Source organism: Nocardiopsis sp. NPDC058789 (assembly GCF_042745575.1).
In the GTDB taxonomy this organism is placed as follows: domain Bacteria; phylum Actinomycetota; class Actinomycetes; order Streptosporangiales; family Streptosporangiaceae; genus Nocardiopsis; species Nocardiopsis eucommiae.
The window spans coordinates 277343-296298 of sequence record NZ_JBHYOW010000007.1 but is presented as its reverse complement, the minus strand read 5'-3'; the positions used below and the strand labels follow the sequence as shown (position 1 = coordinate 296298).

16 protein-coding genes and 1 pseudogene are annotated in these 18956 nt (G+C 71.9%); 12 read left to right on the top strand and 5 right to left on the bottom strand.

Translation table 11 applies throughout. The annotated features are described in order from the left end of the window. Positions 1-20: 20 nt before the first annotated feature. A complete protein-coding gene (locus ACFW3L_RS12795) occupies positions 21-824 on the top strand; it encodes a pyrimidine reductase family protein (protein ID WP_378739581.1) in 804 nt (267 codons plus the stop codon). 165 nt (positions 825-989) lie between these two features. Further along, entirely contained in the window at positions 990-1778 is a 789-nt protein-coding gene (locus ACFW3L_RS12790) for a GntR family transcriptional regulator (RefSeq protein WP_378739579.1), read from the top strand. A 294-nt stretch (positions 1779-2072) separates the two neighbouring features. On the opposite strand, the pseudogene ACFW3L_RS12785 reads toward ACFW3L_RS12790, so the two are convergent. Continuing rightward, positions 2073-2495: pseudogene (locus ACFW3L_RS12785) on the bottom strand (hypothetical protein); the annotation flags it as partial. 203 nt (positions 2496-2698) lie between these two features. On the opposite strand from ACFW3L_RS12785, the gene msrB reads away from it, so the two are divergent. From msrB to ACFW3L_RS12770, 3 genes are all read left to right on the top strand, one after another. After that, positions 2699-3145: a peptide-methionine (R)-S-oxide reductase MsrB gene (gene msrB, locus ACFW3L_RS12780; RefSeq protein WP_378739577.1), complete on the top strand. Its 447-nt coding sequence runs from the start codon at positions 2699-2701 to the stop codon at positions 3143-3145. Between the two features lie 260 nt (positions 3146-3405). After that, positions 3406-4074 (top strand): phosphatidylserine decarboxylase, encoded by a 669-nt coding sequence (locus tag ACFW3L_RS12775; RefSeq protein ID WP_378739574.1) that lies wholly within the window; start codon positions 3406-3408, stop codon positions 4072-4074. Then, positions 4061-4870: a CDP-alcohol phosphatidyltransferase family protein gene (locus ACFW3L_RS12770; RefSeq protein WP_378739572.1), complete on the top strand. Its 810-nt coding sequence runs from the start codon at positions 4061-4063 to the stop codon at positions 4868-4870. Before ACFW3L_RS12775 ends, ACFW3L_RS12770 begins: the two co-directional genes overlap by 14 nt. 76 nt (positions 4871-4946) lie before the next feature. Here ACFW3L_RS12770 and hemQ read toward each other — a convergent pair whose 3' ends face one another. Beyond that, a complete protein-coding gene (gene hemQ, locus ACFW3L_RS12765) occupies positions 4947-5657 on the bottom strand; it encodes a hydrogen peroxide-dependent heme synthase (RefSeq protein ID WP_378739569.1) in 711 nt (236 codons plus the stop codon). After that, the gene (gene hemG, locus ACFW3L_RS12760) at positions 5654-7129 is read right to left on the bottom strand and encodes a protoporphyrinogen oxidase (RefSeq protein ID WP_378739567.1); all 1476 of its coding nucleotides are present in this window, start codon (positions 7127-7129) and stop codon (positions 5654-5656) included. The genes hemQ and hemG overlap by 4 nt, the downstream gene beginning before the upstream one ends. 116 nt (positions 7130-7245) lie before the next feature. Here hemG and ACFW3L_RS12755 point away from each other — a divergent pair, with 116 nt between their 5' ends. Beyond that, positions 7246-8307, top strand: a complete 1062-nt coding sequence (locus tag ACFW3L_RS12755) for a DUF4349 domain-containing protein (protein ID WP_378739565.1) — start codon at positions 7246-7248, stop codon at positions 8305-8307. A gap of 189 nt (positions 8308-8496) precedes the next feature. Here ACFW3L_RS12755 and hemE read toward each other — a convergent pair whose 3' ends face one another. Continuing rightward, a complete protein-coding gene (hemE, locus tag ACFW3L_RS12750) occupies positions 8497-9465 on the bottom strand; it encodes a uroporphyrinogen decarboxylase (protein ID WP_378739780.1) in 969 nt (322 codons plus the stop codon). Positions 9466-9817: 352 nt separating this feature from the next. Between hemE and ACFW3L_RS12745 the strand changes: the two genes are divergently transcribed. From ACFW3L_RS12745 to ACFW3L_RS12730, 4 genes are all read left to right on the top strand, one after another. Then, positions 9818-10393, top strand: coding sequence for a DUF3000 domain-containing protein (locus ACFW3L_RS12745; protein WP_378739564.1), 576 nt, complete (start codon positions 9818-9820; stop codon positions 10391-10393). 127 nt (positions 10394-10520) lie between these two features. Further along, positions 10521-11768, top strand: a complete 1248-nt coding sequence (locus tag ACFW3L_RS12740) for an HRDC domain-containing protein (protein ID WP_378739778.1) — start codon at positions 10521-10523, stop codon at positions 11766-11768. 208 nt (positions 11769-11976) lie between these two features. Then, positions 11977-12969 carry a tetratricopeptide repeat protein gene (locus ACFW3L_RS12735; protein ID WP_378739561.1) on the top strand — a complete coding sequence of 331 codons (993 nt, stop codon included), beginning with the start codon at positions 11977-11979 and terminating at the stop codon, positions 12967-12969. 184 nt (positions 12970-13153) lie between these two features. Further along, a complete protein-coding gene (locus tag ACFW3L_RS12730; protein ID WP_378739559.1) occupies positions 13154-13660 on the top strand; it encodes an FBP domain-containing protein in 507 nt (168 codons plus the stop codon). On the opposite strand, the gene ACFW3L_RS12725 is transcribed toward ACFW3L_RS12730, so the two are convergent. Next, positions 13644-15467, bottom strand: a complete 1824-nt coding sequence (locus ACFW3L_RS12725) for an ABC transporter ATP-binding protein (RefSeq protein WP_378739557.1) — start codon at positions 15465-15467, stop codon at positions 13644-13646. The genes ACFW3L_RS12730 and ACFW3L_RS12725 overlap by 17 nt on opposite strands. Positions 15468-15683: 216 nt before the next feature. Here ACFW3L_RS12725 and ACFW3L_RS12720 point away from each other — a divergent pair, with 216 nt between their 5' ends. After that, positions 15684-16859, top strand: coding sequence for a thiolase family protein (locus ACFW3L_RS12720; protein ID WP_378739777.1), 1176 nt, complete (start codon positions 15684-15686; stop codon positions 16857-16859). After that, positions 16856-18949, top strand: coding sequence for a 3-hydroxyacyl-CoA dehydrogenase NAD-binding domain-containing protein (locus ACFW3L_RS12715; protein WP_378739555.1), 2094 nt, complete (start codon positions 16856-16858; stop codon positions 18947-18949). Before ACFW3L_RS12720 ends, ACFW3L_RS12715 begins: the two co-directional genes overlap by 4 nt. Positions 18950-18956 lie beyond the last annotated feature (7 nt).

The following is an 18956-nucleotide window of genomic DNA, read 5'->3' as shown; positions in this document are numbered from 1 at the left end:
CACCCCTAACCTGGGTGACCATGTCGAACACTCACAGCGCGGGCCGGAGCCCGGAGCCCGCCCGCTTCCGCGAACTCCTGCCCGTCCCCGGCCGGACCGACGTGGACCTCGCCGAGGCCTACGCCTACCCGCTGGCCCTGGACCGGCCCTGGGTGCGCGCCAACATGGTGTCCAGCGCCGACGGCGGCGCGATCGGCCCCTCGGGGCGCAGCCGCGACCTGTCCTCGGACCCCGACCGCCGGGTCATGGGGGTGCTGCGGGGCCTGTGCGACGTCGTCCTGGTCGGCGCCGCCACCGCCCGCAAGGAGGGCTACCGGCCGGTGCGTCCCCGCGAGGTGTGGGCGCGCCTGCGTGAGGGCCGCCCCGCCACACCGCGTGTCGCGGTGGTGTCGCGCTCCCTCGAACTGGACGCCGAGCTGCTCACCACGGCCCCCGGGGACGCCCGCACGATCGTGTTCACGGTCGCGGGCGCGCCCGCCGAGCTCCGGGAGTTCGTGGCCGAGCACGCCGACCTCGTGGTGGTCGACGGTGTCTCGGTGGGCCCCGAGCACATCGTGAACGCCCTCGCCGAACGCGGCCTGTACCGGGTGCTGACCGAGGGCGGCCCGCACCTGCTCGCGGAGTTCGTGGCGGCGGGCCTGCTGGACGAGCTCTGCCTGACGGTGAGCCCGCACCTGCTGGGCGCGGGGTCACCCCGGATCGTCACCGGCGGCCCGGGGACGCCGGGCGCCCCGGAGCACACCTCGGCCGGGACCACCCCGCTGCGCATGGCGCGTCTGCTGGAGGCGGACGGCCACCTGTTCACGCGTTACCTCAGGGAATAGGGACTTCCGCAAGTCCTCCCCATAACCGGTCGGTTTCGGTCGCCCCACAATGACGCATGAACCATCCCGCAACCGGACATACCCGTTGTGTGCCTCCCACGGGAAGCGCTGCGAACGAACACACCGCGCCGGCGGGGCTCACCGGCGCGCCCCCTGGGCGAGAGGATGAACGTGGTGCCGACGTCCGAGAACGGGTCCCCTCCGGTGTACCGGGAGATAGCCGAGGAACTACGAGGACGGATCCGCTCCGGACGGTACGCCGACGGCGACCGCCTCCCCGGTGAGAACGTCCTCATGGAGCGGCACGGCGTCGCCCGGGCGACCGCCCGGCAGGCCCTGTCCGTACTCATCAACGAGGGCCTGGCCGTGGCCGTGCGGGGGTCGGGCATCTACGTGCGCGCCTTCCGGCCCCTGAGAAGACACGGCGCCCGACGCCTGTCCAAGGACCTGTGGGGTGCCGGACGGGCCATCTGGCGGACCGACAGCGACACGCGCGGGTACGAGGTGGCGGGGCTCGTCGTCGACGAACTCGTCCCCGACGACCACGTCCTGCGGGCCCTGGAGCTGGAGGAGGGGGCCACGGTGGTGCGCCGCTCCCGGCGCTACCTCGTGGACGGAAGAGCGGTGCAGAGCGCCGTCTCGCACCTGTCGCCGCACCTGTGGTCGGGGCGGGAGGAGACCCCCGCCGCGCAACGGGTGCGGGCCCACGACAGCGGCCCCGGGGGGATCTACGCGCGCCTCGCGGAGCTCGGGCACGCCCCCGCCCACTTCACCGAGGAGATCCGGGTGCGCATGCCCACTCCCGAGGAGACGGAGGAACTGACCCTGGCCGCGGGCACCCCCGTGCTGGAGGTGGCCCGCACGGCGCTGACCGCCGACCACCGGCCCGTGGAGTTCAACGAGATCACCATGGACGGTTCGGCGTACGTGCTGCAGTACGACTTCGACGCCTGAACCCCGCCTCGGAACCCCGACCCCGACCCGGCGCACCGCTCCCCCGGTCCCCGTGCCCGCCGCACGGCGACGGGAGGGGTGCCCCGCGCGGGGCACCCCTCCCACCCTCATGGCGGGACCGGTCACGCCCGCCGTTCGTCGCTACCTCGTGACGCCCGCACCCGATCTCTCCGTGTGGGGAACCCTCGCGCGCGGAATCGTGCTGAGGAGGTCCTCCTCCGGATCCGCCGCGTTCGGGCCCGCGTCGGGCGTCTCCCCCCGGATCGGCCCCTCCGACTCCTCGCTCCGGACCCGTCCGGGCCGGGACACGAAGACCAGGTACGACAGCGGCAGGAGGGTGAGTCCCACCGCCACGGCCCCGGCCGCCGCGAAGACCATGGCGCTGGACGACGTCATCGCCCACTGCGCCATGCCCATCCCCAGCACGACCGCCACCACCAGGGCGCCGACGGCGATCGCCGTCACCAACCCGAACAGTTTGCGGTCCCCCCAGGGCTCCGGACGCGCGTACTCCATCCCGGCGACGGTCGAACGCAGGCTGAGCTCGGCGGCCCAGCGCAACTCCCGGCCGACGGTGGCGGCGCCGTCCCCGACGACCCGCATCCGCGACCGGGGGCCCGCGGTGGCCTGGTCCAGCCACCACAGTCCGTACCGGATCCGGCCGACGCGCAGAGGTCGCCTGTTCACTCCGAGTGCCCGTTGAGCCGCAACAGCCATGCCACCTGCCTCAGTGCCCTCGATCACTGACCCCTGTTCATGAGCCCGTACCCGAGCCCACCGACACCGAACGTCACCAAAGGTGAAGTTAGGTGTATGTGGCTCTTAAGAATGATTTACCTGGAGTGTGTGGTTTGGGACTGTTTCGTTCACACCGTGTCCCCTGTCGGCACCGGAGCGCGTTTCCGGGTAGCGTCGTCACCATGGCTGACGCAGCGGACCAGGCCCCGGACACCAACGGCGGGGCACCCAGGGACCTTCCCCGGACCGACCAGGAGTGGCGCGAGCGCCTCGACGAGCAGGAGTACGCCGTGCTCCGCCAAGCGGGCACCGAGCGCCCCTGGACCGGGGAGTACGTGGACACGAAGACCTCCGGCGTCTACCGTTGCCGGGGGTGCGGGAGCGAACTCTTCCGCTCCGACGAGAAATTCGACTCCCACTGCGGGTGGCCGAGCTTCTTCGACCCGGCCGACTCCGACGCCGTCACCCTGCACGAGGACGCCTCGCTGGGGATGGTGCGCACCGAGGTGCGATGCGCCACCTGCCACTCCCACCTGGGTCACGTCTTCCGCGGGGAGGGGTACGACACCCCCACCGACCTCCGGTACTGCATCAACTCCGTTGCCCTCGACCTGGAGCCCTCGGAGTAGGCGGCATGGCATCCTGGTCCGGGGCGTCGAACTCTCGTCCGCACGGGGCGTCCGAGTAACCGGACCGATCCCCGTTCCCCCAGGATCAGCGATAATCTCACCAGCGCACCGACGTTCGGCCAGAAGTCGACCGCGGGGCGCGCGCGGCGGGGCCCCACCCGGTGACCGCGCACACGCGAACCAGGCCACCGCCGGGTTCACCCCCCTCACAGCGGTAACCCATGTGCGGGCGACCGACCGACCCGCGACGAAAGCGCTCGATGACCGACGACTCACCTTCCTCCTCCGCCTCCCCGCGCCACCCGGCACGACCACGCTTCGGCATGGCCCAGGGTTCCGCCCCGTGGCTCGTCCCGGCGCTCGGCGCCGCGGGTGCCGCCGCGCTGCTCGCCCGTCGTTCCCGGGCCGGGGCCGTGGCCGCCGCCCCGGTGATCGCCCTGGCGGCGGGGATGACCTGGTTCTTCCGTGACCCCGAGCGGGGTCCGGCGACAGGTCGGGTGCTGTCCGCGGCCGACGGCGTCGTACAGAGCCTCGACCCCCAGCCCGACGGGCGGATCCGGGTCGCGGTGTTCATGAACCCCCTCAACGTGCACGTCAACCGTGCGCCCCTCGCCGGAGTCGTGACCGGCGTCGAGCACCGCCCCGGGGGCTTCCGCCCCGCCTTCGACAAGGACAGCGAGCGTAATGAGCGCGTCATCTGGACCCTTGAAACCGAGATCGGTGAGATCACGGTCGTTCAAATCGCCGGCGCGTTGGTCCGGCGTATCGTCCCGTATCTCGCTGCGGGGCAGAAGGTCGAGCAAGGCGAGAGGATCGGCCTCATCCGGTTCGGGTCACGCGTCGACGTCTACCTTCCGACCGGGGTCGCCCCGGCGGTGGAGGTCGGCCAGAAGGTCCGCGCCGGAGAAACCCGTCTTGACGCCGACTGAGGCCGTCCCCGCCGCACGGGCCGCCTCGGACCCCTCCCGGGAGGCGCCCCGGCTCCGCCTGGGCGTGGCCGACTACCTGACGCTGGGCAACGCCCTGTGCGGCTTCCTCGCGGTGTGGGCCCTGGCCACGGCGCAGGCCGCGCACCTGGCCCTGGGCGCGGCCGGTCCGCTGCCGAAGTCGGCGATGGCCACGGCCGTGGGCCTCCTGATGGTCGCGGCCACCCTCGACGTGCTCGACGGCCGGGTCGCCCGCAAGCTGGGCGGCAGCGGTATGGGCGCGGAGCTGGACAACCTCGCCGACGTGATCAGCTTCGGGTTCGCCCCGGCCTTCTTCTTCGTGGTGTGGGGCACCATCGCCGGCGGCACCGGCGTGCTGCCCGTCCTGGCTGGCGGCGCCGTGCTGCTCGCGGTGATCGTCCGGCTGGCCCGGTTCTCCTGCCAGGCCCCCGACGCGAACTACTTCACCGGCCTTCCGTGCCCGTTCGGGGCGATGGCCGTGGTGACCATCGTGCTGCTGGACCCGCCGCTGCTGGCCGGGGTCGCGGCGGTGCTGCTCGTCTCCTGGCTGATGGTCAGCCGGATGGAGTACCCCAAGCCGCGCGGGAAGCGGATCTACGTGGTGCTGGGCATGCTCGCCACGGGCGTGGCCTTCATCGCCGCGTGGGGCCTGGGACTGCCCGCCGGGGAGGCGCTGATCTACCTCATGAGCGCCCTGGTGCTGCTCACGATCGTCTCGCTCCCCTTCTACGTGATCGCCACCCGCCGTGCGCCGCACGTCGCCCCCCGCGTCGAGTAGCGTCCGGACACCGGAACGGCAGAGGACGGCCCCCGCACCCGACGGTGCGGGGGCCGTCCTCGTCCACGTGTGCGGGTTACGGCAGGGAGTCGACCAGCTCGGCCACGCTCTTGCGGCGCCCCGTGTAGAAGGGCAGCTCCTCACGGGTGTGCAGGCGGGCCTTGGCGCCGCGCAGGTGGCGCATGAGGTCCACGATCCGGTACAGCTCGTCGGCCTCGAAGGCCAGCAGCCACTCGTAGTCGTTCAGACCGAACGAGGACACCGTGTTGGCCCGGACGTCCGGGTACGGGGCCGCCATGCGGCCGTGCTCCGCGAGCATGGCGCGGCGCTCGTCGTCGGGCAGCAGGTACCACTCGTAGGAGCGCACGAACGGGTACACGCAGATGTTGTCGCGCGGCTCCTCGCCCGCCAGGAACGCGGGGACGTGGCCGCGGTTGAACTCGGCGGGTCGGTGCAGGCCCATGACCGACCACACCGGGGTGCTGGCGCGGCCGACCCGGGTGCGCCGGAACTCGGAGTAGACGCCCTGGAGCTGTTCGGGGGTGTCGGCGACCCACCAGAACATGATGTCGGCGTCGGCCCGGAAGCCCTGGACGTCATAGCTGCCCCGCGTGGTGACGCCCTGCCCGTCGGCCTTGTCGAGGAGGCCCTGGAGCTCCTCGGTGGCCGCGGCGCGGTCCACGCCCTCCAGGCCGTCGACCCGGAAGACCGACCACATGGTGTAGCGGATGAGTTTGTTGAGGTCGGTGCCGTCCTGGGCGACGGCCTCGTTCTGCTGCCCCGTCACGGGTTGACTCCTTGCTGGTTCGGTCCGGCGGCGCTCTGGTCGCCGCCGGTGGTACGGCTGTGGTCGGTGAGGGTGTCGGCCAGGCGCGCGGCCTCGTGTCCGGCGTCGGCGACACAGGCGGGGATGCCCACGCCCCCGTAGGCGGCGCCGCACACCCCCAGGCCGGGGTGGCGTCGCACGCCGGAGCGGATCCGTTCGACGCGGTCGGCGTGGCCGACCGCGTACTGCGGCAGTCCGTCGGTCCACCGGGTCACCCGGGTCTCCACCGGGGTCCCGCGCAGACCGGTCACGCGGGCGAGGTCGGCCAGGGCGGTCTCGGCCAGTTCCTCGTCGGAGCGGTCGAGCGAGCCGCCGTCCCCGAACCGGCCGATGGAGCAGCGCAGGACCAGCAGGTCCTCCCCCGGGTTGACCCTACCCAGCTCCTGGGCCAGCCAGGGCCACTTGTTGCTGGAGAACGTGGCGGCCTTGATGGTCAGCCCCTCCCCCGCCGGGACGAGGAATCCGGTGCCGGTGAGCGGCCGGGGGAAGGCGGAGGCGGGCAGGGCGAAGGTCACCAGCGCCATGCTCGCGTACTCGATCCGGCGCAGCTCCCGCGCGGCCTCGGGTTCGGTGTCGGCCAGCAGGCGGGCGGCCTCGGCGGCGGGGCAGGCGAGCAGCACCGCGTCGCAGTCGACCCGCTCCCCGCCCGCGCCGTCCAGGCGCACGCTCCAGCCCCGGGGGCCCCGCTCCAGGGAGTGGGCCCGGGTGCCGGTACGCAGGTCCTCCTGTCGCGCCACGAGGGCCTCCACGACCGAGGCGACGCCCCCGCGCAGGGAGGCGAAGACCGGCCCGGACCTGGTGGGCGCGGATCCCCGACCGCTCAGGCTCGCGTGCACGGCACTCATCAGGGAACGGTCCCGACGGGCCATCGGCGCGATCTGCGGCAGGGTGGAGTCCAGGGAGAGCTCGTCGGCCCGTCCGGCGTAGACGCCCCCCAGGAGGGGTTCGACCAGCCGGTCCACGACCTGACGACCCATGCGGGTGCCGACGTAGGCGGCCACGGGCACGTCCGAGCGCACCCGGGTGCGGGGCCACACCAGGTCGAGGGCGGCGCGCAGGGTTCCGGCCGGGGAGAGGACGCCGCTGCGGGCCAGGGCCCGCAGGTCCCCGGGGACGCCCATGAGCTGTCCCTTGGGCAGGGAACGGACGCGGCCACGGCTGTAGATGGCCGCGCTGCCGGGACCCGGGTGCACCACCTGGTCGTCCAGGCCGAGCTCGTTGAAGAGGTCGAGGGCCTCCGGGCGGCGGGCGAGCACCGCCTCGGCACCGGCGTCGACCCGCACCCCGGCCACGGGCGAGGCGCGGAGCTTGCCCCCCGGGGCGTCGGCGGCCTCGATCACCGTGGTGGTGACCCCCCGGCCGTTGAGGCGGTGCGCGGCGGTGAGTCCGGAGACGCCGCCCCCGATCACGACGACATGCGGTGCTTCAGGCATGTCACCAGCTTCCCAGATGCCGCGGGTCACAGTGATCCGCCGTCCCCGTAGGCGGCCGTTGCGGTCCCGTTATGGTGCGGCGGAAACGGGGGCCGGGCGGCGTGCGTCGAAGCGGCATGGACACTTCAGCGTTGACACCGTCCCGTGTGGGACGTGCCGCCGGACTGACCGCCGCCTCCGGCCTGGCCGTGCTGCTGCTGGCCTCGTGCGGGGCCTCCTCCGACGGCGGCGCCTCGGCCCCCGCGAACCTGGCCGTTCCCGACCAGCGGGCCGACGCCGCGCGCGAGTCGGCCGAGGGCGCGGTGGAGGTCGAGGAGGACGCCGGGACGGAGGCCGGTTCCGGCACGGACGTGGAGGTGGCGGACCGGCGGCTGGTCCACACCGCCGACATGACGGTGCGCGTGGACGACGTGGCCGAGGCCGCCGAGCTGGCCAAGCGGCTGACCCTCGACTCCGACGGCTACGTGGAGTCCGAGAGTCTCTCCACGCCCCGGGACGGCCATCCCGAGGGCGTCCTGACCCTGCGCGTCCCCGAGGACGGCTACGAGGGCGTGCTGGAGGAGCTGGCGGAACTCGGCGACCGCTCCATGCTGGATCGGTCCGTGCAGGACGTCACCGAGGAGGTCGCGGACGTCGAGAGCCGGATCGAGTCCTCGGAGACCGCTCTGGAGACCCTGCGCGGCTACCTGGAGGAGGCCCGGGACGTCGACGACCTGCTGCGGGTGGAGGGCGAGATCCAGCGGCGGCAGGAGGACCTGGAGGCGCTCCAGGCCCGGCTGAAGGTGCTGGACGGCCAGACCTCCTACTCGACGGTGCACCTGACCCTCCAGCCGCCGACGACCTACCTGGAGGAACCCGTCCGGGACTCCGTCGGGTTCCTGGGCGGTCTGGAACGCGGCTGGCGTGCGCTGGTGGGCCTGGGTCAGGGGCTGGCCGTGCTCGCGGGCTGGCTGCTGCCCTTCGTCGTCGTGCTCGCGGCGGTCGGCGCCTGGCCGCTGTGGGTGTGGCGCGGACGCCGTCGGGCCCGGCGGGACGGCGCCCCCGAGGCCGGGGAGGCGAACGGGGGCGGGAGTCGGGACGACGAGGCTCCGGCCCGCGAGCCGGAGCCGGTCCGCCCCGAGGAGGGCGGCCCCGAGGAGGGCGGCCCCGGCCCCAAGGACGACGGGGACGGGCGCTGACCCTTCGAGGACGTACGAACGTGCCGAGGGCCGGTCACCGTACGGTGACCGGCCCTCGGCACGTGTGTGCGGGACCTGGTCCGGGTTTCTGGATGCTCGCGCCGGTGGCGGCTCCGCCGCCACCGATGCGAGCGGCCGTCTCCCCCACGCTGCTACGCGGCCTCGCGCAGCGGGACCCGGCGACGGCGCCTAGGAGGCGGTCTCCTCGTGTACGAAGGCGGTGAGCCGTTCGAGCATGGTCGGGTCGGTGCTGGGCAGCACGCCGTGGCCGAGGTTGAAGATGTGGCCGTCGGCGGCGCGGCCCCGCGCGAGGATGTCGCGCGTCCGGTCGGCGACGACCTCCCAGGGAGCGAACAGGGTGGCGGGGTCCAGGTTGCCCTGGAGCGCCGTGCCCGGCTGGACCCGCTGGACGGCCTTGTCCAGGGGCACCCGCCAGTCCACGCCCACCACGTCGGCCCCGGCCTCGCTGAGCAGGCTCAGCAGCTCACCGGTGCCCACACCGAAGTGGATGCGCGGGACCTCGTACTCGCTGAGCTGACCGAAGATCCACGACGTGTAGGGCAGCACCGAGGCGCGGTAGTCCTCGGCGCTGAGCGCCCCGACCCAGGAGTCGAAGAGCTGGACCGCGCTGGCCCCCGCCTCGATCTGGGTGCGCAGGAAGCCCAGGGAGATGGTGGCCAGGCGCCGCATGAGCTCGTCCCACAGCTCGGGCTCGCCGTACATCAGCGCCTTGGTGTGCTCGTGGTTCTTCGACGGCCCGCCCTCGATGAGGTAGGAGGCCAGCGTGAACGGGGCACCCGCGAAACCGATCAGCGGCTTGTCGCCGAGCTCACCCACGAGCTGGCCGACCGCCTCGGTGACGTACGGGACGTCGCCGGGTTCGATCTCGCGCAGGCGCTTGATACCGCTGGCGTCGCGGATCGGCTCGTCGACCACGGGGCCGACACCGGGCTTGATGTCCAGTTCGATCCCGATGGCCTTGAGCGGCACCACGATGTCGCTGAAGAAGATCGCGGCGTCCACGTCGTAGCGGCGCACCGGCTGCATCGTGATCTCGGTGATCAGGTCGGGCCGCGCGCACGCCTCAAGCATCGGCACGTCGGCGCGGGCCCGTCGGTACTCGGGCAGGGAGCGCCCGGCCTGGCGCATGAACCACACCGGAGTGTGGGACACCGGGAGGCGCCGGCAGGCGCGTAGGAAGGGAGATTCTTGAAGCGTCACCCTTGAATCGTGCCATGCCCGCCCCGGTGGTCTCACTCGGATCGCCGGAGTCGGTGCTCACCCTGGGAGGATCGATCCCGTCCGCGCGGGGTCGAACCGGGGCGGACGGGTGCCCGGGCGGTCCCAAGATCATCACAAAACACCGACACGCCGGGGGAACTGCGGCCCGGCGCGGGTCGGTCGTGCCACGGTCGAGTCCGTGCCCACCATCACACCGTCGGCGGGGCACGTCCCGACTACCCCCGCCAGGACGCGTGATCACCACCTAATGAAGGCTGACGTTTCCACCATGCCCGATGTCGGTAGCGCCGAGAACGCTCAAGAGACGTTCCGGCGAGCGGTCGAGGCCCTGCGCTCTCCCCTCATCCGCCCCGAGATCACCGTTCGGGAGATCCCCTCACCCCAGCGGCTGGCGCCCCACTCCGCCGCCGTGTCCGCCGAGGTCTCGGTCCAGGGCGAGGAGATCGCCTGGGGGCGGCTCATCGTCCTGTACGACCCCGAGGGCACCCGCGACTGGCCCGGGCCCTTCCGTGTGGTCTGCCAGGCCAACTCCGAACTGGAGTCGGAGATCGCGACCGACCCCCTGCTGGGCCCGGTCGCCTGGAGCTGGCTCACCGACGCGCTGGAGGCCCAGGGCGCCGCGCACCACACGCTGAGTGGCACGGTCACCCGGGCCACCACCGAGGGGTTCGGCACCAAGGCCCACGAGGGCGCCACCACCGAGGTCGAGATGCGCGCCTCGTGGACCCCCGAGTCCGACGACCTGTCCGGTCACGTGAACGCCTGGCTGGCGTTGCTGGCGTCCGCGTCGGGGCTTCCCCCGCTCGACGTCACCGACATCACGCGCCAGCGGCCCCGCCCCTGAACCGCGACCGGACGCGCCCCCGGCCCCGGCGCGGGACGCGGTCGGCCGGTATCGCCCGACGATCCCGAAACGGCCCGTATCTGCGTTCGGTGGCGACAGCGCATACCGTAGTGGTGTGGCGAACGCGTTGAACTCCAAGACCGACCCCCGCGAACCCGACGACGACGCGGAGAGGGCGCCCCTCCTGCGGGAGCCGCGCGAGGGCATGCCCGAGGTGACCTCCGACGCCGACTCCCTCGCCGGAGTCATAGCCGCCCTGAACGCGGGTTCGGGGCCCGTGGCGGTGGACGCCGAACGCGCGTCGGGGTACCGGTACGGGCAGCGCGCGTACCTGGTGCAGCTCCGCCGTGAGGGCTCCGGGTCGGCGCTCATCGATCCGATCGCGTGCCCCGACCTGGGCGAGCTGAACTCCGCGATGGGCGGCGCCGAGGTGGTGCTGCACGCGGCGCACCAGGACCTGCCGTGCCTGACGGAGGTCAACCTGCGTCCGGAGCGGCTGTTCGACACCGAGCTGGCCGGACGGTTGCTGGGCTACCAGCGCGTCGGGCTCGGGTTCATGGTGGAGCGCCTCCTGAACGTGCGCCTGGCCAAGGAGCACTCGGCGGTGGACTGGTCACAGCGCCCCCTGCCCGAGGACTGGCTGCGGTACGCGGCTCTGGACGTGGAGATCCTCATCGAGCTGCGGAACGCCCTGGAGACCGAGCTGGAGGAGACCGGCAAGCTGGGGTGGGCGCGCGAGGAGTTCGACTCCGTGCTGGCCGCCCCGCCCAAGGAGCCGCGGGCCGACCCCTGGCGGCGCACCTCCGGCATCCACAAGGTGCGCAACCAGCGTTCCCTGGCCGCCGTGCGCGAGATCTGGTACGAGCGCGACCGCATCGCCCAGGAGCGCGACATCTCCCCCGGTCGGGTGCTGCCGGACGCGGCGATCGTGGAGGCCGCGACGGCGATGCCGCGCGGCACGACGGACCTGACCAAGATCCGCCAGTTCGGGATCAAGCTGGCCCGCCGTTACCTCACCACGTGGATCAAGGCGGTGAACCGGGCCCGCGAGATGCCGCAGGCGGAGCTCCCGCGCCCCAACGCCCCCGGTGACGGTCCTCCGCCGGTGAACCGCTGGGCCGACCGCGCGCCCGAGGCCGCGCGCCGTCTGGAGGCCGCGCGGGCGACCGTGACGGGGATCGCGGAGGACGTCGTGATGCCGACCGAGAACCTTCTGCTGCCCGACACCGTCAGAAGGTTGGCCTGGGCGCCGCCGAAGGCCGTGGATCCGGACTCCGTGGGTGAGTTCCTGAGCACACGAGGCGCCAGGAACTGGCAGATCGGGCTCACCGCGGAACCGCTGGCCACAGCGTTGCTCGGTGCCGAAAAAGGTTGATCACTACCCTCTTCAACCACTTTGAACCCAGACGTGACTGAACTCACCCCCCTACAAGGGTGGTTCACGCCTGTTCCATAGCCCGCTGTCCGATTAAGTTATAGAAACGTGCTCTGAAAACTCAGGGCGGTTCCTCAACGGGTGTGTACCGAACCGTGGGCCCACAAGGCTCCCGGCTCGTGTGATCAGGGAAATGTGGTGAGTCTGCTTGTCGTTCTGGCGTGCGCTGCTACGCGAGGCGGGGTTGACGCGTTCTGCCGAGGTCGAGTCGACCGAGGCCGCCATGCCCGCTTCTGATGATCAGTTCGAGCCCGCCGCCGTGCCTGAGCAGGTACCGGCCCCGGCGGGCAGGGTGGCCAGCGATGCCGGGGACCGGCCGCTGCCCCGGCGGACGGGTTCGTCCGCCCCGGTGGCCAAGGGGCCCACGGCCGGGATGCGCGCGGCCTCGCTCGAGCGCACCCTCCAGTCCCTGGTGGAGCGCCTCGGCACCGAGCACCCGGACACCATCACCGCCCGGAACAACCTGGCCACCAAGTACGCCCAGATGGGTCGGCGGCAGGCCGCCGTACAGCAGTTCGAGCTGGCCCTGGGCGAGGCCGTCGCGGTCTACGGCGAGGACCACCCCCGGACCGAGATCATCCGGGAGAACCTCGCCTGGGCGCTGGAGGACGTGGGCTGCCCCGCCGACGCCGCCGCCCAGTGGGAGATCCTGCTCGGTCAGCGGGAGAGCCAGTTCGGTCCGGCCGACGAGGACACGGTGGAGGCGCGCATGCGCCTGGCCGTGTGCTACCGGCGCAGCGGACGGGTGGACGCCGCCGTGGCCCACTACGCGCGGGCCATCGAGGACGTCGCCTCCACCGAGCGCCGCGAGGAGCTGCGGCTCGGCCTGAGCGCGGCGCAGAGCATGGCCGGCCGGTACGAGGAGGCCGTCTCCCAGCTGCGCATGGTGCTGGCCGGGCGCCGTCGCCGCCTGGGCAAGGGCCACCTGGACACGCTCACGGTGCACCACCGGCTGGGCCGCGCCTACACGCAGGCGGGCCGGACGGACGACGCGGTCGAGGTGCTCCGCGAGGCCTACAGGGTGGCGCTCAACTCCTCGGGCGACCCGGAGGTCAGACGGCTCATCATGCGGCTGCGCCGCGACCTGGCGGGCGCCTACAACTCCGCCGGTCGCCACCGTGAGGCCAACGCGCTCCTCTGACACGAGCGACACACCCGAGCTCACCGGGGCCGGGAACTCCCTGGGGGGTTCCCGGCCCCTCCCTGTGGAGCGGGTGTGCGCACGGGGTTCGGGGGAAGGAGCCCCACGTGCGAAAAGGACTCGCACTCACCCGTCCCTCCTGGCATGATCCGTCAGTCGTCACCGCCGTCCACCGGAGAGAGCCATGCGCGAACTGAGCCACGAGGAGATCCGCTCCTCGTTCGTCAACTGCCCCAAGGGCGAGACCAAGCGGTTGTCCTTTCCCGCGACCCTGCCGGTCCTGGACTGGGAGGACACGGACTTCCTCGGGTGGACCGACCCCAAGGCGCCGGGCCGCGCCTACCTGGTGATCGAGTCCGGGGAGGAACCGCTCGGGATCGCCCTGCGGCTCCCGACGGGAAACCGCAAGGCGAACTTCTTCAAGTCGATGACCTGCTCGTTCTGCCTGACCGTGCACCCCGCGGGCGGCGTCCGGCTGTTCAGCGCCCCCAAGCCCGGCAAGGCCGGACGCCAGGGCGACACGGTCGGCCTGTACGTGTGCGCGGACCTGGCCTGCCCGTCGTACGTGCGGGGCAGGCGGGAGTCCGCGCTGATCCAGCCGGCGGAGACCATCACCCGTGAGGAGCGCGTCCAGCGCCTGCGCCTCAACGTCGACCGTTTCGCCTCCTCCTTCCTCACTCTCGGAGACTGACCACGGCGGGCTCCTCCCGGGAGTCGTCGGTGCCCGCGGGCTCCGGCGCGAGGAGCTGACCGGCGGCGAGGTCCCGGTAGAGGGAGTCGTGTTCGACCAGTTCGGCGTGGGTTCCCACCGCGCGTACCCGCCCGGTCTCCAGGACCACGATCCGCTCGGCGCTGGTGACCGTGGAGAGCCGGTGCGCGACGACGATCACGGTGGTGTCGTGTGCCGCCGCCAGCATGACCTCCCTGAGCGCCCCCTCGTTGGCGGCGTCCAGCTGGGAGGTGGCCTCGTCCATCAGGAGGAGGCGCGGACGGCGGAGCAGGGCGCGGGCGATGGCCACCCGCTGGCGTTCGCCCCCGGAGATGGTCACGCCCCGGTGGCCGATCGGGTTCTCCAGTCCGCCGGGCAGACGCCGGACCAGGTCGGTGAGGCGGGCGGTGCGGATCACCTCCTGGATCTGCTCCTCGGTGGCGTTCGGGGCGGCCATGGTGAGGTTGGTGCGCAGGGTGCCGTCGAGGACCGGGGCGTCCTGTTCCACGTAGCCGATCTGGGAGCGCAGCTCCTCCAGGGGCCAGTCACGGACGTCGGTGCCGTCCAGGCGCACGGTGCCGGTGGTGGCGTCGTAGAAGCGTTCGATCAGGGAGAAGACGGTGGTCTTTCCCGACCCCGAGGGACCGACCAGGGCGGTCAGTCCGGGCCCCGACGCCGCGAAGCTCACCCCGTGGTGTACCAGGGGCAGGTCGGGGTGGTAGCGGAAGGTGACGTCGGTGAGGGAGACGTCGGCCGGTCGGGGTGAGGCGGGTTCGGTAGGAGCCCGTCCGGGGTCCTCCTGGTCGAGGTCGGTGACCTCGTCGATCCTGCGGATGGCGGCCAGCCCGGTCTGGAGCTCGGTGGCCGACTGCACGAGGGTGCTGATGGGTTCCATGAGGTAGAAGAGCAGCAGCAGGAAGGCGATGAGCGTGGACACGCTCATGGTCCCCGCCGCCACCATGCCGCCGCCGACGCCCAGCACCACGAGGAAGCTCGTGTTGACGGTGAGCATGGACAGCGTGCCCGACAGGGCGGTCCACCCGGCCACGGACACGCCCCGGCGCCAGGACTCCACGGCGGACTCGTCGAGTCGGGCGATCTCGGCCCGTTCGGCGGAGGAGGCCTTGACCGTGCGGAAGGCGCCGAAGATCCGCTCCAGGAGGGAGCCCATCTCACCGAGCGAGGCCTGCGCCGCCTGGGTGGCACGCCCGATCCTGGGCAGGACGATCCCCATGAGGAGGCCGACCAGCACGATCATGCCCAGCGTGATCAGGAGCAGGAGCGGGCTGAGCACCCCCATGACGACGATGCCGCCCACCAGCAGGACCGCGCTGGTGAAGAGGTTGGTGATACCGCTGGTGGCGACGGATCTGAGCAGCGTGGTGTCGGCGGTGAGCCGGGAGACGAGGTCGCCCGGCCTGAGCCGGTCGAGTTCGCCCACGCGCAGTCGGACGAGTCGGCCCACCAGGGTGCGGCGCACGCCGAGCACGACGCTCTGGCCGGTGCGTTCGAGGACGAAGGCGCCGAGGGCCCCGATCACGGCTCCCGCGAGCACCACGCCCAGCAAAACGAGGATCGGCCCGGAGACGGACGCGCCGCTACCCAGAGCGTCGATCACGTACTTGGCCATGAGCGGCTGGACCAGGCCGGTGATCCCGCCGAGGAAGGTGAGGACGCCTCCGGCGACCAACGCCCGCCAGTGCGGGCGGGCGTACTCCCACAGTCGCCGCAGCGGTGCCCTGGGCGCTTTTCTGAGCAGTTCCTGGTGTTCCGTGTCCGGTCGTGGCATCGTCGTCCCCGTGTCCCCCTCGTTCGGAATCCACCCTCAGCGAACCGCGTCGGCCGGGGCGTCCACAAGCGCCGAAAGTAGGGGCCTCCCCCGACTTCGGAAGTGAGGGGCCCCGCCGCTCGCACTATTTGTTACTGGCGAGTAGCATGGACTCATACAGTCCACCCAACGCTTGGAGAAGGAGGGGCCATCGTGTCGCGAACTGCCCGCGATGTCGTGTTTGTCGATGGGGTCCGCACCCCGTTCGGCAAGTCAGGCAAGGGCCTCTACGCCGAGACGCGCGCCGACGACCTGATCGTCCGCGTCATCCGCGAACTGATGCGCCGCAACCCGGGCCTGCCCCCGGAGCGCGTCGACGAGGTCGCCATCGCCGCCACCACCCAGATCGGCGACCAGGGCCTGACGCTCGGGCGCACCGCCGCGATCCTCGCCGGGCTGCCGCGCAGCGTCCCCGGTTACTCCATCGACCGCATGTGCGCCGGCGCGCTCACCGCCGCGACCACCGCGGGCGCGGGCATCGCCTTCGGTGCCTACGACGTCGTGATCGCCGGTGGCGTCGAGCACATGGGCCGCCACCCCATGGGCGAGGGCGTCGACCCCAACCCCCGCATCATCTCCGAGAAGCTGGTCGACCCGTCCGCGCTGGTCATGGGCAACACCGCCGAGAACCTGCACGACCGGTACCCGACCATCACCAAGGAGCGCGCCGACGCCTACGCGGTGCGCAGCCAGGAGAAGGTCGCCAAGGCCTACGCCGACGGGAAGATCCAGCCCGACCTGGTCGAGACCCTGGTCCGTTCGGCGGAGAAGGGCTTCGGCCTGGCCACGCAGGACGAGCCGCCGCGCCCCGGCACCACCATGGAGTCGCTCGCCGGTCTCAAGACGCCGTTCCGCGCGCACGGCAACGTGACGCCCGGCAACGCCGCCGGCCTCAACGACGGCGCCACCGGCACGCTGCTCATGGCCGAGGAGGTCGCCGAGGAGCTGGGCCTGGACGCCAGGATGCGCCTGGTCGACTTCTCGTTCACCGGCGTCGAGCCCGAGGTCATGGGTGTGGGCCCGGTCCCCGCCACGGAGAAGCTGTTCGCCCGCCAGGGCATCTCGATCGACGACGTCGGTCTGATCGAGATCAACGAGGCCTTCGCCGTCCAGGTGCTCGCCTTCCTGGAGCACTTCGGCATCGCCGACGACGACGCCCGCGTCAACCCGTGGGGTGGCGCCATCGCGGTCGGCCACCCGCTGGCCTCCTCCGGCGGCCGCCTGATGATGCAGCTGGCGCGCCAGTTCGCCGAGCGCCCCGACGTCCGCTACGGCATCACCACCATGTGCGTGGGCCTGGGCATGGGCGGGACCATCCTGTGGGAGAACACCAACTACGAGGGGGGCAAGTGAGCACCGCCATCGAAGAGGCCCGCGAGCTTTTCAAGGACGAGGTCGTCACCAACGCGATCTCCCGCGATGTCGAGCTCCCCTACGGTGCTGGCACCGCCGTCCTGATCACCCTGGACAACGGGCACGACCACACCAAGCCGAACACCTTCGGCCCCGGCGGCCTGCTCAGCCTGGACGCCGCGATCGAGGCCGCCAAGGCGCGCACCGACATCGTGGCCGTGGCCGTCACCGGCAAGCCGTTCATCTTCGCGGTCGGCGCGGACCTCACGGGCGTCCCCGCGATCCAGACCCGCGAGCAGGCCGAGGCCATCGGCAAGCTGGGCCACGACACGTTCCGCAAGCTCGGTGAACTGGACGTGCCGACCTTCGCGCTGGTCAACGGCGCGGCCATGGGCGGCGGCGTCGAGGTGGCGCTGCACTGCTCGTACCGCACCGTCTCCTCGGGCGTCCCGGCCTTCGCGCTCCCCGAGGCCTTCCTCGGCCTGGTTCCCGGCTGGGGCGGCACGTACCTGCTGCCCCACCTGATCGGCGCCGAGAAGGCCCTCAAGCTGATCGTCGACAACCCGCTCGCCCAGAACAAGATGATCAAGGGCAAGCAGGTCTTCGAGATGGGGATCGCGGACGCGATCTTCGAGCCCGCCGACTTCGTCGAGGAGTCCCTGCGCTGGGCCGCGAAGGTCGTCAAGGGCGACGTCACCGTGGAGCGCCCCGAGGTCGACAAGGGCGAGGCCTGGGACAACGCGGTCAACATGGCCCGCTTCGTGGTCGAGGGCAAGCTGCACGGCGCCGCCCCGGCCCCGGCCCGCGCCGTCGAGCTGGTCGCCGCCGCCAAGACCGCCACCCGTGACGAGGGCTTCGACACCGAGGACCAGGCGCTCGCGGACCTCATCATGAGCGACGAGCTCAAGGCCGGCCTGTACGCCTTCGACCTCGTGCAGAAGCGCGCCAAGCGCCCGGCGGGCGCGCCGGACAAGTCGCTGGCCCGCAAGGTCACCAAGGTCGGCGTCGTCGGCGCCGGTCTGATGGCCGGGCAGCTGGCCCTGCTGTTCGCGCGCCGCCTGGACGTGCCGGTCGTCATGACCGACCTGGACCAGGACCGTCTGAACAAGGGTGTGGACTACGTCCACGGTGAGGTCGACAAGCTCCTCAAGAAGGGGCGCGTCAACCAGGACAAGGCCAACCACCTCAAGGCCCTGGTCACCGGTTCGCTCACCAAGGACGCCTTCTCGGACGCCGACTTCGTCATCGAGGCCGTCTTCGAGAAGATGGAGGTCAAGCAGCAGGTGTTCGCCGAGGTGGAGGCCGTGGTCTCCCCCGAGGCGATCCTCGCCACCAACACCTCCTCGCTGTCCATCACCGAGATGGCGTCGAAGCTCCAGCACCCCGAGCGGGTCGTGGGCTTCCACTTCTTCAACCCCGTCGCCGTCCTGCCGCTGCTGGAGATCGTCCGCGGCGACCGGACCGACGACGCCTCGCTGGCCACGGCGTTCGCCACGGCGAAGAAGCTGAAGAAGACCTCGGTCCTGTGCAAGGACGCCCCGGCGTTCGTCGTCAACCGTCTGCTCACCCTGTTCATGGGTGAGGTGCTGGGTGCCGTGGGCGAGGGCACGGAGCCCGAGGTCGCTGACCGCGCGGTCGCGCCGCTGGGTCTGCCGATGTCGCCGCTGATGCTGCTCCAGCTGGTCGGCCCGGCGGTCGGTCTGCACGTCGCGGAGACCCTGCACGAGGCGTTCCCGGAGCGCTTCGCGGTGTCCCCGCAGCTGGAGGCCGTGGTCAAGGCGGGTAAGACGGCGATCTTCGCCCCGGACCTGACCATCGACTCCGAGGTGAAGGAGCTCCTCAAGGGCGGGGACTCCCCGTCCGAGGAGAAGGAGATCCTGGACCGGGCCCTGCGCGCCCTGGCCAGGGAGATCCGGATCATGCTGGACGAGGGTGTGGTGGCCGAGGCCGCCGACATCGACCTCTGCCTGATCACGGGCGCCGGCTGGCCCTTCCACACCGGCGGTATCACCCCGTACCTGGACAAGGTCGGCGTGTCCACCGAGGTGAACGGCAAGCCGTTCCACGAGGGCGCCCCGAAGGCCTTCTAGGCCCCCG

Excerpts from the sequence above, each read along its gene's own strand:
- ACFW3L_RS12795 (WP_378739581.1), top strand. The coding sequence starts at position 21 with ATGTCGAACACTCACAGCGCGGGCCGGAGCCCGGAGCCCGCCCGCTTC.
- ACFW3L_RS12790 (WP_378739579.1), top strand. The coding sequence starts at position 990 with ATGAACGTGGTGCCGACGTCCGAGAACGGGTCCCCTCCGGTGTACCGG.
- msrB (WP_378739577.1), top strand. The coding sequence starts at position 2,699 with ATGGCTGACGCAGCGGACCAGGCCCCGGACACCAACGGCGGGGCACCC.
- ACFW3L_RS12775 (WP_378739574.1), top strand. The coding sequence starts at position 3,406 with ATGACCGACGACTCACCTTCCTCCTCCGCCTCCCCGCGCCACCCGGCA.
- hemG (WP_378739567.1), bottom strand. The coding sequence starts at position 7,129 with ATGCCTGAAGCACCGCATGTCGTCGTGATCGGGGGCGGCGTCTCCGGA.
- ACFW3L_RS12755 (WP_378739565.1), top strand. The coding sequence starts at position 7,246 with ATGGACACTTCAGCGTTGACACCGTCCCGTGTGGGACGTGCCGCCGGA.
- ACFW3L_RS12745 (WP_378739564.1), top strand. The coding sequence starts at position 9,818 with ATGCCCGATGTCGGTAGCGCCGAGAACGCTCAAGAGACGTTCCGGCGA.
- ACFW3L_RS12730 (WP_378739559.1), top strand. The coding sequence starts at position 13,154 with ATGCGCGAACTGAGCCACGAGGAGATCCGCTCCTCGTTCGTCAACTGC.
- ACFW3L_RS12725 (WP_378739557.1), bottom strand. The coding sequence starts at position 15,467 with ATGCCACGACCGGACACGGAACACCAGGAACTGCTCAGAAAAGCGCCC.